The 16,894-nt window shown below is 68.1% G+C and carries 15 protein-coding genes and 1 tRNA gene; 8 read left to right on the top strand and 8 right to left on the bottom strand.

Annotated elements, in window-relative coordinates; all coding sequences use genetic code 11:
- Window positions 1-113 precede the first annotated feature (113 nt).
- Window positions 114-833 (bottom strand): ScbR family autoregulator-binding transcription factor, encoded by a 720-nt coding sequence (locus OHA98_RS01185; protein ID WP_266922216.1) that lies wholly within the window; start codon window positions 831-833, stop codon window positions 114-116.
- Window positions 834-1,232: 399 nt separating this feature from the next.
- Here OHA98_RS01185 and OHA98_RS01180 point away from each other — a divergent pair, with 399 nt between their 5' ends.
- Both OHA98_RS01180 and OHA98_RS01175 read left to right on the top strand, forming a co-directional pair.
- Window positions 1,233-2,300: a ScbA/BarX family gamma-butyrolactone biosynthesis protein gene (locus OHA98_RS01180; RefSeq protein ID WP_266922215.1), complete on the top strand. Its 1,068-nt coding sequence runs from the start codon at window positions 1,233-1,235 to the stop codon at window positions 2,298-2,300.
- A 110-nt stretch (window positions 2,301-2,410) separates the two neighbouring features.
- Complete coding sequence (locus OHA98_RS01175) at window positions 2,411-3,088, top strand: response regulator transcription factor (RefSeq protein ID WP_266927636.1); 678 nt, start codon at window positions 2,411-2,413, stop codon at window positions 3,086-3,088.
- Between the two features lie 276 nt (window positions 3,089-3,364).
- Here OHA98_RS01175 and OHA98_RS01170 read toward each other — a convergent pair whose 3' ends face one another.
- Together OHA98_RS01170 and OHA98_RS01165 are read right to left on the bottom strand one after the other, a co-directional pair.
- Window positions 3,365-4,069, bottom strand: coding sequence for a phosphatase PAP2 family protein (locus OHA98_RS01170; RefSeq protein ID WP_266922214.1), 705 nt, complete (start codon window positions 4,067-4,069; stop codon window positions 3,365-3,367).
- A 263-nt stretch (window positions 4,070-4,332) separates the two neighbouring features.
- Window positions 4,333-4,415, bottom strand: a tRNA-Leu gene (locus OHA98_RS01165).
- Between the two features lie 315 nt (window positions 4,416-4,730).
- Between OHA98_RS01165 and OHA98_RS01160 the strand changes: the two genes are divergently transcribed.
- The 6 genes from OHA98_RS01160 (at window position 4,731) to pknB (ending at window position 12,798) form a co-directional block, all read left to right on the top strand.
- Entirely contained in the window at window positions 4,731-5,612 is an 882-nt protein-coding gene (locus OHA98_RS01160; protein WP_266922213.1) for a DUF3662 and FHA domain-containing protein, read from the top strand.
- A gap of 10 nt (window positions 5,613-5,622) precedes the next feature.
- Window positions 5,623-6,141, top strand: coding sequence for an FHA domain-containing protein (locus OHA98_RS01155; RefSeq protein ID WP_266922212.1), 519 nt, complete (start codon window positions 5,623-5,625; stop codon window positions 6,139-6,141).
- Window positions 6,142-6,270: 129 nt separating this feature from the next.
- The gene (locus OHA98_RS01150) at window positions 6,271-7,782 is read left to right on the top strand and encodes a Stp1/IreP family PP2C-type Ser/Thr phosphatase (RefSeq protein ID WP_266927633.1); all 1,512 of its coding nucleotides are present in this window, start codon (window positions 6,271-6,273) and stop codon (window positions 7,780-7,782) included.
- Between the two features lie 23 nt (window positions 7,783-7,805).
- A complete protein-coding gene (locus OHA98_RS01145; RefSeq protein ID WP_266922211.1) occupies window positions 7,806-9,206 on the top strand; it encodes an FtsW/RodA/SpoVE family cell cycle protein in 1,401 nt (466 codons plus the stop codon).
- Window positions 9,203-10,657 carry a penicillin-binding protein 2 gene (locus OHA98_RS01140; RefSeq protein ID WP_266922210.1) on the top strand — a complete coding sequence of 485 codons (1,455 nt, stop codon included), beginning with the start codon at window positions 9,203-9,205 and terminating at the stop codon, window positions 10,655-10,657. Before OHA98_RS01145 ends, OHA98_RS01140 begins: the two co-directional genes overlap by 4 nt.
- 170 nt (window positions 10,658-10,827) lie before the next feature.
- Complete coding sequence (pknB, locus tag OHA98_RS01135) at window positions 10,828-12,798, top strand: Stk1 family PASTA domain-containing Ser/Thr kinase (protein ID WP_266922209.1); 1,971 nt, start codon at window positions 10,828-10,830, stop codon at window positions 12,796-12,798.
- Window positions 12,799-13,017: 219 nt separating this feature from the next.
- On the opposite strand, the gene OHA98_RS01130 is transcribed toward pknB, so the two are convergent.
- The 5 genes from OHA98_RS01130 to OHA98_RS01110 all read right to left on the bottom strand — a co-directional run bounded on the left by OHA98_RS01130 (window position 13,018) and on the right by OHA98_RS01110 (window position 16,887).
- Entirely contained in the window at window positions 13,018-13,488 is a 471-nt protein-coding gene (locus OHA98_RS01130) for a hypothetical protein (protein ID WP_266922208.1), read from the bottom strand.
- A 315-nt stretch (window positions 13,489-13,803) separates the two neighbouring features.
- Window positions 13,804-14,532 (bottom strand): class E sortase, encoded by a 729-nt coding sequence (locus OHA98_RS01125; RefSeq protein ID WP_266922207.1) that lies wholly within the window; start codon window positions 14,530-14,532, stop codon window positions 13,804-13,806.
- A 26-nt stretch (window positions 14,533-14,558) separates the two neighbouring features.
- Window positions 14,559-16,067, bottom strand: coding sequence for a class E sortase (locus tag OHA98_RS01120; protein ID WP_266922206.1), 1,509 nt, complete (start codon window positions 16,065-16,067; stop codon window positions 14,559-14,561).
- On the bottom strand, window positions 16,064-16,702 hold the full coding sequence (locus OHA98_RS01115; RefSeq protein WP_266922205.1) for an aminodeoxychorismate/anthranilate synthase component II: 639 nt from the start codon (window positions 16,700-16,702) through the stop codon (window positions 16,064-16,066). Before OHA98_RS01115 ends, OHA98_RS01120 begins: the two co-directional genes overlap by 4 nt.
- Entirely contained in the window at window positions 16,699-16,887 is a 189-nt protein-coding gene (locus tag OHA98_RS01110) for a hypothetical protein (protein ID WP_266922204.1), read from the bottom strand. Before OHA98_RS01110 ends, OHA98_RS01115 begins: the two co-directional genes overlap by 4 nt.
- Window positions 16,888-16,894 lie beyond the last annotated feature (7 nt).

Below are 16,894 nucleotides of genomic sequence, written 5' to 3'. Positions count from 1 at the left end.
GAAAAAGGGGCTGCGGGGCTCAACCGAGCCCCGCAGCCCCACAGTCACGATCCGGGCGTTTCACGTGAAACGAAACGCCGCCTCCCCGGGCGGGCAGCCGCCTGCGGACGGACTCAGCCCGCCGCACCCACAATCGCTCCGAAATCAGCACCCACAGGGCCGCTCAGGGGGTCGCCTCCCCCCTCACTCTCCTCGGCCTCCTGCCTCTCCCGCTCCCGCGCCTGAGCGGCCAGGTCCACCCGGCCCTCCGGCTTGATGTGCACGATGACACCGGGGTTGGCGATGGACGGCAGTATGTGGCGCCACATCTGGGCCACGCGCTCGCGCAGATCGGCCCGTCCGGAGTTGGCCTCCGAGATCAGCTGAATACCGGTGAACGACGCGACGATGACCTCCGCCGATACCAGCGGGTCGATCTGGGGAAGCACCTCGCCGCGCTCCTTGCCCAGTTGCAGCATCCGGGCCGTCGCCGCGATCCAGTCGCTCCACGGGTGCGGGCCACCGAGAAACACACCCTCGATGGAGAGGCGCGTACCGGCACGCGCCATCGAGTCGTGGCGCAGGGCGAACGCGAACTGCTGACCACCGTCAACCAGTGACTGGAGCGGAGATCCGTCCTCCACCAGGTCCACCGTGGCCGTCTGCTCGTCCATGATCGCCTGGGCGATGGCTTCCTTGGACGCGAAGTGGAAGTACAGGGCCCCTTTGGTCACCTTGGCGCGGCGGAGGATCTCCGAGATGGCCGCACGCTCGTAGCCGTAGTCGTCGAAGACGCTCGCCGCGGCTTCCACGATCGACCGCCTTGTCTGCACCGCGCGAGCCTGCTTCGCCATCTCTTGCCTCCGGGACGTTCTGTGCGCTCGGCCGTTGGCGCCGAGCAACCGAGCAACCGTCAATCCAGCATCAGTAGTCAGCGTATGCAAGCACTTCACTCTAACCGACCAACGGTCTGTTTATGTACTGGACCATAGGCGTCGAGTACGCGGTGCGCACTACGCCGACGGGTCGCCGATGCGCTGCCTCCCTACCCCACCTGCCCTACGGAAAACCCCCTTCTCCCCGTGAACCACGGGGGTTTGCGCAGCAGTCGGCCCGCAAATTGAGCACTTTCTCCCATAGCATCAACTGCCACTCGCCAGCAGACTCATTGCATAAATAAACCGACCCCATGGTTTGGATTTGCAGGACTGTGGAAGTCAACCGACTCCCGCGACGTGAAAGGGGCAATTCGCGTGACCGCACTCGCCGCTCGGCCGGACCAGAACATGCGCAGCCGCACACCCTCCACCGGCGAGCCACCCATCATGAGCCTCGTACCACCGCACCTCGTGCACCGGTCCGACGAGTCGGATGTCCTGCTGACACACTTCGGACAGTCCGATGCTGACACGTATCAGTTCGCCGTCCAATGGCCAACGACACATGCGTTGTTCAGCTCGGTCCTGGGCCGCGCGAACCCCATGCTCATCGCGGAAACGGTCCGTCAGGCGGGTACCGTCCTGGCGCACATGGTCTACGAGGCGCCCATGGACGACCAGTTCCTGCTCTGGAACCTCCGGTACGAGTCCCTGCCCGGCCTCCACGGGACCGCCGGCACGCCGGCTCCCACGGAAGCCGTCATACGTAACCCCGAAGTCACCTTGCGCGGCCGCCGGCTGGCCACGATCCGCATAGAGATGGACCTGTTCGCGGGTCCCCTGCGGATCGGTCAGGGCGAGGCCTCCGCCAACTGCCTCTCCGCGGCCGCCTATCGCCGCCTGCGCCCCGGGGTCGTGGATCCGGCCGACGTACCGCGCACCCCCATCCCGCCCTTCCGCGTGGGCAAGGAGAACGAGCGGGACGTCATGCTGTCCCCCAGCGAAACCGTTCCTGCAGTTCCCGCCGGAATCGCCGAACCCGCCAGCCCCGCCAGCCCCGCCGGCCCCACCGGCCCCACCGTGTCCACCGGCACCCCCCGCACCGCCTCCTGGCAGCTGCGCGCCGACCGGAACCACCCCGTCATCTTCGACAGCCAGAGCGATCACCTGCCCGGCCGGGGCATCATCGAAGCCATGCGCCAGGCCGCTCAACTCGCCTCGGGCCTCGAACACGCCCTCGTACCGTCCATGAACGCCGAGTTCCGCCGGTACGTCGAACTCGACCGCCCCTGCACCGTCAGCGCCGAGATACTGGCGGACCAGCGCGACGGCCGGATACCCGTAGAGGTGACCATGCGCCAGGACAACGAGGTCGCCGCCCTGGCCGTCCTGTACCTGGAGGACGCCGCACCCGCCCGCCACGACCTCCCCGTACGCCCGTGACGAGCCGCGGGACGGGATCCCGGTCACGGCGCGGCTGAGCGGACACGGAGACTGGTACCGGAATTCCCTGTCCCCCGGGGCGCCCGCGCCCCGCTGAAGAGGAGCCAGCCATCCCCACCGTCAAGCTCATCCTGGCCGACGACGAGACGATGATCCGGGCAGGGCTCCGGGCCATCCTCGCCGGCGACCCCACGATCGAGGTCGTGGCCGAGGCCGCGGACGGGCGGGAGGCCGTCGCGCTGACCCTGGAGCACCGGCCGGACGTCGTCCTGATGGACATCCGCATGCCGGTCATGGACGGTCTCACCGCGACCGAGGAGATCAAACGTGTCTCGCCCAGCACCTCGGTGCTCGTACTGACCACGTTCTCCGAGAGCGAGTACGTGAACCGTGCCCTCGCCGGCGGGGCCGGCGGATTCATGCTCAAGTCCGGTGACCCGCGGGAACTGCTGGCCGGTGTGCACACCGCCGCGGCCGGTGCCTCCTGCCTCTCCGCGAAGGTGGCCCAGCATGTCGTCGCGGAGCTGAACCGTGGCTCGGCCCGGCACCGCGACGCCCGCAGGGCTTCACTGCTCCGGCAGGTCGCCTCGCTCACCGAGCGGGAGCGACAGGTGCTCGCCCTCCTCGGCAGCGGGTTGTCCAACGCCGAGATCGCGCAGCGGATCCACGTCGTGGAGGGCACGGTGAAGAGCTACGTGAGCGCCGTCTTCACCGGTCTCGGTGTACGCAACCGGGTCGAGGCCGCCATCGTCGCGTACGAGTGCGGGCTGACCGGTCACGAGGACTGAGGACCCACGCGACCACAGCACCACGAGAGCAGCGGGACCCACGAGAGCCGCAGGACCCACGAGAGCAGCGGGACCACGAGGGACCCGCGGGACCCGGAGAGACCTCGGGACCAGGAGAAACGGCGGGACCAGGAGAAACGGCGGGACCAGAAAGCACACGAAGCCCCAGAAGCCGTGGAACCCACGAAGGCCGCCCGCGGGCGGCCTTCGTCCATGTCACACGCTCATCACGTCGCACACCACGTTCACGTCACCTCACGTCACCTCACGCGCGCCTCACGCGGTCATCCCCGCGCCATGACGTCCGCGGGACCTGCGGAACCTGCCGACCGCCCGGGTACCGGGCCCCGCCAGGGCCGCCATCATCAGCGGCGCGAGCACCGCCCCGAGCAGGAAACCCGCCGCCACATCGTGCAGGTAGTGGACACCGACGTACACCCGGGACAGCGCGATCAGGGCCGCCAGCGGCAGCGCCAGCAGCCCGATGAGGCGCCAGGAGAAGAGGAGGGCCAGCGCCGACGCGGCCGCGATGACGGAGTGGTTGCTCGGGAAGGACCAGTCACCCGGCTCCGGGCACTGCGCGATCACCGTGACACCGGGAATGTCCCGGCAGGGGCGCTCCTCGTGCAGCCAGACCTTGATGATCTCGCTCAGCGCATAGACCGCCGCCACCGCGACGGGGCCGAGCAGAGCCAGGGCCATCGTCCGGTCGTCGCCCCTGCGGGCCCGCCACCACTGGAGGACGAAGAGGGCGACGAAGACGAGTATCCCGCCCTCGGTGACGAGTTCCCCCAGCTTCTGCATCCACTCCGGAGTCCCGGCCGCCCACTGGGTGATCTCGCGGAACACCCCGACTCCGTAGTCGGGCCCCGCCTTCTCCGGCGGTCCGGCCGCCACCGGAAGGGCCGTACCGCTCGGCAGCCCTCCTCCGAGCACCGTGCCGCCATGGACGATCCCGCTGTGTGCTGTGTCGATGTACATAAGGGGTGTCGTTCTCCGCACGCCGTTCCCACGTTTTCCGGTCATCCGGACCGTAAGATCCGGCCGGATGTGGGCACATCCCACCGAAGGAACCGGCCGCCCCTCTTCCGACAGGGCGCCACCCCGACTTTCGTCACCCCGGCTCTCGTCACCCCGACTCCCATCAGCCGGGTTTCATCAGCCGGGTCTCGCAGCCGGCGAGATCACGTCCGTACAACGAAGAAGCCCCCGCTCCGGATCTCTCCGAAGCGAGGGCTCTCTTGTGCGCGAGGGGGGATTTGAACCCCCACGTCCCTAAGGACACTGGCACCTGAAGCCAGCGCGTCTGCCGTTCCGCCACTCGCGCATGAGTGGTGTTTCCAGACTCTCTCACCGTGTGGTGCGAGCGCCTGGCGACATCCGGAAGATTAGCACGCTGGACAGGGTGGATTCACATCCGTTGTTTCACCGATGCCAGGAGGGGAAGCGGGAACGCGGAGCCGTCGCACCCACTCCTTCAGTGAGCACCCCGTGTGCGGGACACTGTCAGGAGGCCACCTCTACGATCCGTGTGAGGGGTGACACTCATCCACAGGGCAGACAAGGGGAACCAGCCGATTTCCCGACGCGTGGATACGATCAGTAAGCAGTACAGGGACGACGACACCGGAGGAGGTGCCCCATGGGAGTCATGAAGCGTTTCGAGCAGCGTCTCGAAGGTCTGGTCAATGGCACCTTCGCCAAAGTCTTCAAGTCCGAGGTGCAGCCGGTCGAGATCGCGGGCGCCCTCCAGCGCGAGTGCGACAACAACGCGACGATCTGGAACCGCGAGCGGACGGTCGTCCCCAACGACTTCATCGTCGAGCTCAGCACGCCCGACTACGAGCGGCTCAGCCCGTACTCCGGCCAGCTCGGCGACGAGCTCTCCGGCCTCGTGCGTGACTACGCCAAGCAGCAGCGCTACACCTTCATGGGCCCGATCAAGGTCCACCTGGAGAAGGCCGACGACCTCGACACCGGGCTCTACCGCGTGCGCAGCCGCACCCTCGCGTCGAGTTCCTCGCAGCACGAGCCGCAGGGCCAGCACGGCGGCCCCGCGCCCGCCCAGCCGCACCGCCCCGGCCCCGGGCGGTCCGCCGCCCCACAGGGCCCCGGCGGCTACGGCTACCCCCCGAGCGCCGCTCCGCCGATGCCCGCGGCCCCGCCGCCCGGCTCCGGACGGCCCTCGGGACCCTCGACCGACCGGCGCCCGCCGAGTGCGCCCGGCCCCTTGCCGGACGCCCAGGTACGGCGCTGGATCGAGATCAACGGCACCCGCCATCAGATCTCCCGCCCGACGCTGGTGCTGGGACGCAGCACCGACGCCGACGTGCGGATCGACGACCCCGGCGTATCGCGCCGGCACTGTGAGATCCGGACCGGAACGCCCTCGACGATCCAGGATCTCGGATCTACCAACGGCATCGTGGTAGACGGGCAGCACACCACCCGCGCTACGCTCCGCGACGGCTCGCGGATCGTCGTGGGCAGCACCACCATCGTTTACCGGCAAGCCGAAGGGTGAAGCGGGGGCAATGTCAGAGCTGACCCTTACGGTCATGCGGCTAGGTTTCCTGGCTGTTCTGTGGCTGTTCGTGATCGTGGCCGTCCAGGTCATCCGCAGCGACCTGTTCGGAACGCGCGTCACGCAGCGCGGCTCACGCCGTACTGCCGCCGACGCGCGCCCGCAACAGGCACGCCAACAACAACAAACGGCGCCGCCACCGCAGCGCCAGCAGTCCGGGCGCCAGCGCCGCGGGGCACCCACCAAACTCGTCGTCTCCGAGGGCACCCTCACGGGCACCACGGTCGCGCTCCAGGGCCAGACCATCACCCTGGGCCGGGCACACGATTCGACGATCGTGCTGGATGACGACTACGCGTCCAGCAGGCATGCCAGGATCTACCCGGACCGTGACGGCCAGTGGATCGTCGAGGATCTCGGGTCCACCAACGGCACGTATCTCGACCGGACCCGACTCACCACCCCGACACCTGTTCCGCTGGGCGCGCCGATCCGTATCGGCAAGACCGTCATCGAGCTGCGGAAGTAGTACGACAATGAGCGAGCGGAGCGAGCGAGCCGCGGCGGTCCCGGCGACGGACGCCGCCCGGCTCCCGACCGGAGGGTGGGCAGTGTGGCTCGAGACCGGCTGTACCCCGAGCCGACGGGCGAGGTGCGCATGAGTCTGTCCCTGCGCTTCGCCGCCGGATCGCACAAGGGCATGATCCGGGAAGGCAACGAGGACTCCGGCTACGCCGGCCCCCGCCTTCTCGCCATCGCCGACGGCATGGGCGGCCAGGCAGCCGGTGAGGTCGCGAGTTCCGAGGTGATCTCCACGCTCGTCCAGCTCGACGACGACGTACCGGGCTCCGACATCCTCACCTCGCTCGGTACGGCGGTCCAGCGGGCCAACGACCAGCTGCGCGTGATGGTCGAGGAGGACCCCCAGCTGGAGGGCATGGGCACCACGCTCACCGCCCTGCTCTGGACCGGGCAGCGCCTGGGCCTGGTCCATGTCGGCGACTCCCGCGCCTATCTCCTGCGCGACGGCGTGCTGACCCAGATCACCCAGGACCACACCTGGGTGCAGCGGCTCGTCGACGAGGGCCGGATCACCGAGGAAGAGGCCACCACCCACCCGCAGCGCTCCCTGCTGATGCGGGCGCTGGGCAGCGGAGACCATGTCGAGCCCGATCTCTCCATCCGTGAAGTCCGGGCAGGCGACCGCTACTTGATCTGCTCCGACGGCCTCTCCGGCGTTGTCTCGCACCAGACGATGGAAGAGACCCTGGCCAGCTACCAGGGCCCGCAGGAGACCATCCAGGAGCTCATCCAGCTCGCTCTGCGCGGCGGCGGCCCCGACAACATCACCTGCATCGTCGCCGACGTCCTGGACGTCGACAGCAACGACACCCTGGCCGGGCAGCTCAACGACACCCCGGTCATCGTCGGAGCGGTCGCCGAGAACCAGGCCGCCCAGCTGAACGACGGCGGAGCCATGCAGACCCCCGCGGGACGCGCGGCAGGCCTCGGCCGCCCCGTCCCGCCGCCCTCCGGCGGCTTCGGCCCGCCCGGCAGCGGCGATGTCGGCTACGGCGGAATGCCGGACGACTCCTTCGACTCGTACACCGACGAGGACTTCGTCAAGCCCGGCGGCCGCAGGTGGATCAAGCGGTCCCTGTACGTCGTCCTGGCGCTGGCCGTCATCGGCGGCGGGCTGTACGGCGGCTACCGCTGGACCCAGACCCAGTACTACGTCGGCACACAGAACGAGAACGTCGCACTGTTCCGCGGCATCAGCCAGGACCTCGCCTGGGTCTCGCTCTCGAAGGTCGAGAAGAACCACCCCGAGATCGAGCTCAAGTACCTCCCTCCGTACCAGCGCAAGCAGGTCGAGGAGACCATCGCCGAGGGCAGCATCACCGAGGCCCGCAAGAAGGTCGGCGAACTCGCCCTCCAGGCCTCCGCATGCAAGAAGGACGCGCAGCGCCGCGCGGCCGAGGCGGACAGCGATGCCCGCACCGGCGAGGGCGAAGCCGGCGGCACCGCAGGTGCCCCCGCCACCAGGACTTCCGCCACGTCCTCCACGTCCGCCAGCACCGCGACCAAGCCGACCGCAGCGACTCCCACTCCTGGCCCCAGCCTCTCGGAGGAAGAGAAGAAGCTGGTCCCGCAGTGCGGTAAGCAGTAAAGCCGTAGGGGGCCTTCAGCACCATGAGCGTTGTCACCAACACGACCACCATCGGCGCGATCGACGCACCGAGCCGTCGCAACACCGAGCTGGCACTGGTCGTATTCGCCGTCTTCATCTCGGTGTTCGCCTACGCCAACGTGGGTCTCGCCCTCAACGGCGAACTGCCCTCCGGCATGCTCGGATACGGGGCCGGGCTCGCCCTCCTCGGCGGCGTGGCCCACCTCGCGGTGCGGCGGTTCGCCAAGTACGCCGATCCGCTGCTGCTGCCGCTGGCGACGCTGCTCAACGGCCTCGGCCTGGCGCTCATCTGGCGCCTGGACCAGTCGGAACGGCTGCTCAGGCTCCCCAGCTTCGCGCCCGCGGCCTCCAAGCAGCTGATCTTCTCGGCGATGGGCGTCGCCCTGTTCATCGGCGTACTGATCCTGCTCAAGGACCACCGCATCCTCCAGCGCTACACCTACATCTCCATGGTGCTCGCGCTGATCCTGCTGATCCTGCCGATGTTCTTCCCGGCGCAGTTCGGCGCGAAGATCTGGATCACCATCCCCGGCCTCGGATCCATCCAGCCCGGTGAGTTCGCGAAGATCGTCATCGCGGTGTTCTTCTCCGGGTACCTGATGGTCAAGCGCGACGCCCTGGCACTCGCCAGCCGCCGCTTCATGGGCATGTACCTCCCGCGCGGCCGGGACCTCGGACCGATCCTGATGGTCTGGGCGATGTCCATCCTGATCCTGGTCTTCGAGACCGACCTCGGTACCTCACTGCTCTTCTTCGGCATGTTCATCGTCATGCTGTACGTGGCGACCGAGCGCACCAGCTGGATCGTCTTCGGTCTGGCCATGTCGGCGGCGGGCGCCGTCGGTGTCGCGTCCTTCGAACCGCACGTGCAGGACCGTGTCACCGCCTGGCTCGACCCGTTCGGCGGCTGGGGAACCCACGCGGCCAGCGAGCAGATGGCCCAGGTACTGATGTCCTTCGGTTCCGGCGGCACGCTCGGCACCGGCCTCGGCCAGGGCAACTCCGACCTCATCCTGTTCGCGGCGAACACGGACTTCATCCTCGCCACCGTGGGCGAGGAGCTCGGGCTCGCCGGAATGATGGCGTTCCTCCTCCTGTACGGGCTGATCGTCGAACGCGGCGTGCGCACCGCGCTGGCCGCCCGTGACCCGTTCGGCAAGCTGCTGGCCATCGGGCTCTCCGGTGCCTTCGCGATCCAGGTGTTCGTCGTCGCCGGCGGCGTGATGGGCCTCATCCCGCTGACCGGTATGACCATGCCCTTCCTCGCGGCCGGCGGCTCGTCCGTCATCGCCAACTGGGCCCTGATCGGCATCCTGCTCCGGATCAGTGACACCGCCCGCCGCCCCGCGCCGGCCCCCGCACCCTCATCCGACGCCGAAATGACCCAGGTGGTCCGACCGTGAACAAGCCGCTGCGCCGGATCGCGATCTTCTGCGGGATTCTCGTCCTCGCCCTGCTGATCCGGGACAACTGGCTCCAGTACGTCCGCGCCGACGAGCTGAGCAGCCACAAGTACAACCGCCGCGTCCAGATCGAGCGGTACGCCCACGAGCGCGGCGACATCATCGTGGACGGCAAGGCCGTCACCGGGTCCGTCGAGACCAAGGACAGCGACTTCAAGTTCAAGCGGGTCTGGAAGGACGGGCCCCTGTGGGCCCCCGTGACCGGCTACTCCTCGCAGGCGTTCGACTCCTCCCAGCTGGAGAACCTGGAGGACGGCATCCTCACCGGCAACGACGACCAGCTGTTCTTCGACCGGACGCTGTCGATGTTCACCGGTGACAAGAAGACCGGCGGCAACATCGTCACCACCCTGAACGGCGCCGCGCAGAAGGCCGCGTTCAAGGGGCTCGGCGGGAAGAAGGGCGCCGTTGTCGCCCTGGACCCGCAGACCGGCGCCATCCTGGCTCTCGCGAGCACCCCCTCGTACGACCCCTCGGTCTTCGCGGGCAACTCGCTCAAGGACTCCGACGCCCGGCAGAAGCTCCTGAAGGACGAGGACAAGCCGATGCTCAACCGGGCATTGCGCGAGACCTATCCGCCCGGTTCGACGTTCAAGGTCGTCACCGCCGCCGCGGCGCTGGAGAACGGCCTCTACGACGACATCGACGAGAAGACGAACTCTCCGCTGCCCTGGACGCTCCCGCAGTCGACCATGCCCCTGAAGAACGAGGGCAACATCCCGTGTGAGAACGCCTCGCTCCGGGAAGCGCTCCGCTGGTCGTGCAACACCGTCTTCGGCAAGATGAGCGACGACCTCGGCAACGAGAAGATGATCGAGCAGACGGACAAGTTCGGCTTCAACAAGGAAGTCTTCATGCCGGTCCGCGCCGACGCGAGCATCTACCCCAAGGACAACAGGCCGCAGAACGCCATGGCGGGCATCGGCCAGGCCTCCAACCGCACCACCCCGCTCCAGATGGCCATGGTGGCCTCGGCCATCGCCAACGACGGCAAGCTCATGCAGCCGTACATGGTCGCCGAGCGCCAGGCACCCAACCTGGACGTGATCTACACCCACAAGAAGGAGCAGCTCAGCCAGCCGCTCTCGGGGGAGAACGCCCAGAAGGTCCAGCAGATGATGGAGACCGTCGTCAAGAACGGCACGGGAACCAACGCCCGGATCAGCGGCGTCACTGTCGGAGGCAAGACCGGTACCGCCCAGCACGGTCTGAACAACAGCGAGAAGCCGTACGCCTGGTTCATCTCGTACGCCAAGACCGGCAACGGCTCCCCGGTCGCCGTCGCCGTCGTGGTCGAGGACGGGCAGGCCAACCGGGACGACATCTCCGGTGGCGGTCTGGCCGCCCCGATCGCGCGGGACGTCATGAAAGCGGTCATCGACAGCAAGTAGTGAGACCCGTCACAGCGACCGCCATAACCGGACATCGGGATACCGGTCAGATATCAGCTGACGGGTGCGGGCTGATCACGTAGGGCGTGCCCGGTAGCGTATGCGCGGACAGCGCACCGCCGGACCACACACGGGTGCGGTCGGGACTGACGGAGAGGGCTGGAACAGTTATGGAAGAGCCGCGTCGCCTCGGCGGCCGGTACGAGCTGGGCTCGGTGCTCGGCCGTGGTGGCATGGCCGAGGTCTACCTCGCGCACGACACCCGGCTCGGCCGCACCGTGGCTGTGAAGACGCTCCGGGCGGATCTCGCCCGCGACCCGTCCTTCCAGGCCCGGTTCCGCCGTGAGGCCCAGTCGGCCGCCTCGCTCAACCACCCCGCGATCGTCGCTGTCTACGACACCGGCGAGGACTACGTCGACGGGGTCTCCATCCCGTACATCGTGATGGAGTACGTCGACGGGTCGACGCTCAGGGAGCTGCTGCACTCCGGGCGCAGGCTGCTGCCCGAGCGCACGCTCGAAATGACGGTCGGCATCCTCCAGGCGCTGGAGTACTCGCACCGCGCCCAGATCGTCCACCGCGACATCAAACCGGCGAACGTCATGCTGACGCGCACCGGGCAGGTCAAGGTCATGGACTTCGGCATCGCCCGCGCCATGGGTGACTCCGGCATGACGATGACGCAGACCGCCGCGGTCATCGGCACCGCCCAGTACCTCTCCCCCGAGCAGGCCAAGGGCGAGCAGGTCGACGCGCGCTCCGACCTGTACTCCACCGGCTGCCTGCTCTACGAACTCCTCGCGGTACGGCCGCCGTTCGTCGGGGACTCACCCGTCGCCGTCGCCTACCAGCACGTACGCGAAGAGCCTCAGCCGCCGAGCAACTTCGACCCCGAGATCACGCCCGAGATGGACGCGATCGTGCTGAAGGCCCTGACCAAGGACCCCGACTACCGCTACCAGTCCGCCGACGAGATGCGCGCCGACATCGAGGCCTGCCTCGACGGACAGCCGGTCGCGGCCACGGCGGCGATGGGCGCGGCGGGCTACGGCGGTTACGACGCCTACGGCAACGACCAGCCCACCACGGCGCTGCGCCAGGCCGACCCGAACAGCGGCCAGACGTCCATGCTGCCGCCGGTCAGCGCGGACGACGGCTACGGATACGACGACCGCCCGGACCGCCGCCGCCAGAAGAAGAGCAACACCTCGACGATCCTGCTGATCGTCGCGGGCGTTCTGGTGCTCGTCGGCGCGATCCTGATCGGCCGCGCCGTCTTCGGCCCCACCGCCGACGACGGCCAGGTGAGCGTGCCGAACATGGTCGGCTCCACGGTCGATGAGGCACAGACACTCGCGGACAGGTCCGGCGTCGTCCTCAAGATCGGCTCCAAGGAGCCCTGCGAGACCCAGGAGAAGGGTCTGATCTGCAGCCAGAACCCGGACAGCGGCAAGATGGATGAGGAGGCGACCGTCACGGTCGTCGTCTCCACCGGAGCGCCCAAGGTCGAGGTCCCCGACGTCCTGGAGAAGTCGGAGACCGGCGCCCGCCAGGCGCTGGAGGACAAGGGCTTCACGGTCGTGGTCAAGACGGTCGAGTCCAACAAGCCGGAGAACACCGTCATCGACCAGGACCCCGATGGCGGCTCGAAGGCGGACAAGGAAGCCGAGATCACGATCACGGTCGCCAAGAAGGCGACGCAGAACGTGCCCGGCGTGGTCGGCAGGTCCTTCGCGGACGCGGAGTCCCAGCTCAGGAACCTCGGCTTCACCAACATCTCGCGCACCGACGTCGACTCCAACGAGCCGGCGGGCCAGGTCACCGAGCAGACCCCGGCCCGGGACAGCAAGGCGGCGAAGGACGTCCAGATCGTCCTGAAGGTCTCCAAGGGCCCGGCCGTCCCCGAACAGGTCACCATTCCCGGCGACATCGCGGGCAAGACCTTCCAGGAAGTGAAGGCCCAGCTGGAGGCCATGGGACTGGTGGTCGAACTGGGACCGGGCTCGCCCGGCAACCCCAACGCCAAGGTGGTCACGAGCAACCCCGGTCCCAACAGTCCGGTGGACAAGAACAGCAAGGTCACGCTCTTCACCGCACAGGACGGGGTCGGCAACATCTTCGGCGGCCCGTCCGGCCGATAGCCGCTTCATCCGTTCCAGCCGCTTCACCCGCTTCACCCGTTCAGCCCGGGAGCCCCGGTCCACGCCCTTACCGGCGGGGACCGGGGCTCCCGTCGTTGACGAGGGACGCACGGGAATGCGCAAACCGAAAATTCCAGGGACCGCACACAAAGGCCCGAAGCCGCATCGGAATATGTGCGACTTCGGGCCGGAAATCAATGCGTGTAATACAAAGAGAGCCTAACCGCAGTGAGTGGCCAGGCTGCTGTAACTTCCCACATTCCCCGCAGGCGAAGCAATCGCCCCGCCGATCAGAATGCAGCGCCCCGCGGCGTTGAACGAGACCGGTCCGGCATAAGAGGTGAACTTGGTCGAGGACCCGAACGGGGGGTCGTAGAGAGTGAGGTCGACGGAGCATCCCTTGCCTGCCGTGCTCCCCGCGACACAGCGCGCCATGTACACGTTCTTGACCGTGGCGGTTCCGGCACCGCCGGCCGCCGTCGCCACGTTCACGGCACAGTTCTTGCCGGTGGACGAGTCGTAGTAGAGGTGGATGTAGCCATAGACCGTTCCACCGGACGTCTTCACGGCGTACGAGTCGATCTCGGAGCCGCCGCATCCGTAACCGGCCGCATGCGCTGCGGGCGAGAAAAAGAGACCACCGGCGAGCATGGCTGCCACCATGGCAATTCTGGCGAATATTCTTTTCACTACTTCTCCTTGAAAGTGCCACAAGTTCCGCGCGAACTCTACTGAACCGCACAGCACCCGGCAAGCACTTAACAAAGCACTCCACTACGTGCGAGAAAAGCCGATCTTGCGTAATTTGACAGCCCTATATGCACGTTACATTTGATTTGCACCACCGGGAAAACGCCTTTCTGTGACGCGTTTTCCTGATTTATGACCAAAGGCTGCCCCGTCAGGGATGACGGGACAGCCTTCAGATCCATGCCGAACACGGAAGAACACCGTGGCGCACCTGCGGGCGGGGCCGTCGCGCCGTTCCGGCGCGACGGCCCCGTCTCAGCGCAGCTCCGCCGGCTTCGTACGGTCCTTGTCGACCTTCTCCGTACGTACCAGCTCGCCCCACACGATGTAGCGGTACTTCGACGTGTAGACCGGTGTGCAGGTCGTCAGCGTGATGTAGCGGCCGGGCTTCTTCACACCCGACTCCTTCGGCACCGGCTGGATCACGTCGACGTTGTACTTCGAGGTCTCCGGGAGCTCCTTGTAGACCTTGTAGACGTACCAGGTGTCCTTGGTCTCGAAGACGACCGCGTCGCCCGACCGCACCTTGTCGATGTTGTGGAACTTGGCACCGTGCCCGTCCCGGTGCGCCGCCAGCGTGAAGTTGCCCTGCTCGTCCCAGGGCAGGGCCGACTTCACCGGATCCGTGTAGTAGCCGGCGATGCCGCTGTTCAGGGTCTTGGTGTCGGTGCCCTTCTTGACCAGCACCTCGCCGTTCTTCATGGCGGGTACGTGCAGGAAGCCGATGCCGTCCTTGGTGTCCAGGGCGCCCGGACCGTCCGCCCAGCGGTCGCGGACGGTGTTGCCCTGTTTGTCGGCCTCACGGTCGGCGAGCACGTTCGTCCACCACAGCGAGTAGATGACGAAGAGGCCGAGCACCAGCCCCGCGGTGATCAGCAGTTCACCGAAGACACTGATGGCCGTCGCGACGGGATGGCGGCCCCTGCGCCGTACCGGGGGCGCGGTCTCGTCCGTCCGCTCTTCGTGCTCGGTCCTCGCTGCCACCGCACCCGTCCCTGTCGTGATGATGATCAGCCCACCAGAGCGTCGGGCTTTCCCTTGCTGCGCGGCCGCTCGTCGACCATCTTGCCCCAGACGATCAAACGGTACGTACTCGTGAATTCCGGCGTACACGTGGTGAGGGTGAGGTACCGGCCCGGCTTCGTGAAGCCCGAACCGGGCGGCACCGGGCCGATCACCGAGACATTGGACGGCGAGGTCTGGGGAAGGACGCTGGCCATCTCGTACGTGTAGTACGCCTCCTGCGTCTCGACCACGATCGGGTCACCGGGCTGCAGCTTGTTGATGTACCGGAAAGGTTCCCCGTGTGTGTTGCGGTGGCCCGCCACCGAGAAATTTCCCTGCTTGTCGGAAGGCATCGCGGTCTTCAGCTTGCCCTCGCCGTAGTGGCCGATCATGCCGCGGTCGAGGACCTTCTCCTTGTTGATGCCCTCGGCGATCGGCGCGACCACGTCGAGCTTCGGGATGTGCATGATCGCGAAGCCCTGGCCCGGTTCGAACACCCCGGGCTTGCGTGCCCCGTTCGCCCAGTCGTCCTGGATCTTGTGCGTCTCCTTGCCGGCTATCTGGTCGGCACGGATGTTGGTCCACCACAGCTGATACGTGACGAACAGCAGCATCAGCACACCCAGCGAGATGAACATCTCGCCCACGACCCGGCTGGCGACGACCGCGGGGCTGTCCTTGGCCGCACGCGCCGCGCGCCGCGCCTCCAGCCGCGTCAGGGGAACCGCCGGTACGGCCGCGCCGCCCGGCTCCGCCTCCGGTCCGGGCCGCGGTACCGGGCGGCGCCTGCCACGGCCCTTCGCGGCCTTGCGGCGCTCGGCACGTCCTCCGGTCCGGGGTTCGGACGGCAGGGGCGTGGATCCGGGGGCCGGCCCGGCGTCCGGATCCGGCACCGTCTCCCGCCCGTCCCCGTCCCCGCCGGCTTCGCGCGGGCGACGGGTGTCGGCGGTCCGCAGCCCGACGGTCTCGTCGTCCGCCGGGGGAAGACGCGGCGCGGGCGCGGCCACAGGGCCGGGAGCGGGGGCGGGAACGGGCCCGGGGGCGGCTGCGCGGGAGTGAACGGGCCCGGGGGCGGGAGCGGGCGTGGCGGCAGGCACAGGGGAGGGCGGCTCCTGCTGCCCGTACCAGTCCCGTTGGTAGCCCTCTGGGTCGTACCACTCGGCCGGGGTGTCCTGAGGCCTCTGAGGCCCTTGCTGCCCCTGGGACGTCCGCTGTGGCGCGGGCCCCTGCCGCACCTGCGGGTCCAGTTGTTCCCGCTGGTCCAGTTGTTCCCGCTGGTCCAGTTGTTCCTGCGGGTCCAGTTGTTCCCGCGGGGCCGGCTGTTCCTGCCGGGACTGCTCCGCCGGGATGTTGTCCGCCCGGAACCACGGCGAGGCGTGCTGACCCGGCAGCGGGTCGTTCAGCGGGTCCGCGAGCTGTTCCACCGCCGCCTCGAACGCGCCGTCGGTCCCGTGCGCTCCCTGCGCGTACGGGTCCTCCCGCCCGGCATCGGGTTCGGGGCGGAGGGGAGTCACGCGGCGGCCTTGCCCACCACCGGCGCGAGCCCTTCCGACCTCGCGACGGCTCCCGCGTCACCGCACTGCTCCAGCCAGTTGGCGAGCATCAGGTGACCGTGCTCGGTGAGCACCGACTCGGGGTGGAACTGCACGCCCTCCACCGCCAGTTCTCGATGACGCAGCCCCATGATGATGCCGTCCGCCGTGCGGGCGGTGACCTCCAGCTCGGGTGGCAGCGTGCCCGGTTCGGCGGCGAGCGAGTGGTAGCGCGTCGCGGTGAACGGCGACGGCAGCCCCGCGAACACTCCCTTGCCCTCGTGGGTCACGGGGGAGGTCTTGCCGTGCAGCAGCTCCGGAGCGCGGTCCACGACACCGCCGTACGCGACCGCCATCGACTGCATCCCGAGGCAGACGCCGAAGACCGGAACCCCGGTGTCCGCGCAGTGCCGCACCATCTCGACACACACACCCGCGTGCTCGGGGGTGCCGGGGCCCGGCGAGAGCAGGACGCCGTCGAAGCCGTCCTGGGCGTGTGCCGTCGTCACCTCGTCGTTGCGCAGCACCTCGCACTCCGCACCGAGCTGGTAGAGGTACTGGACGAGGTTGAAGACAAAGCTGTCGTAGTTGTCCACGACAAGGATGCGTGCGCTCACCGACCGGTCCCCGCTCCACTGGTGCCTTCGCCGTCGACCGTCACGTCACCGAACGGAAGCAGTGGCTCCGCCCACGGGAAGACGTACTGGAAAAGCGCGTAGACGACCGCGAGGACCAGCACGAGCGAGATGACACCCCGCACCCACGCGTTGCCCGGCAGATGCCGCCAGATCCATCCGTACATGCTGACC

It is taken from the genome of Streptomyces sp. NBC_00654 (assembly GCF_026341775.1).
In the GTDB taxonomy this organism is placed as follows: domain Bacteria; phylum Actinomycetota; class Actinomycetes; order Streptomycetales; family Streptomycetaceae; genus Streptomyces.
This window is presented reverse-complemented; position numbering and strand designations above follow the sequence as displayed.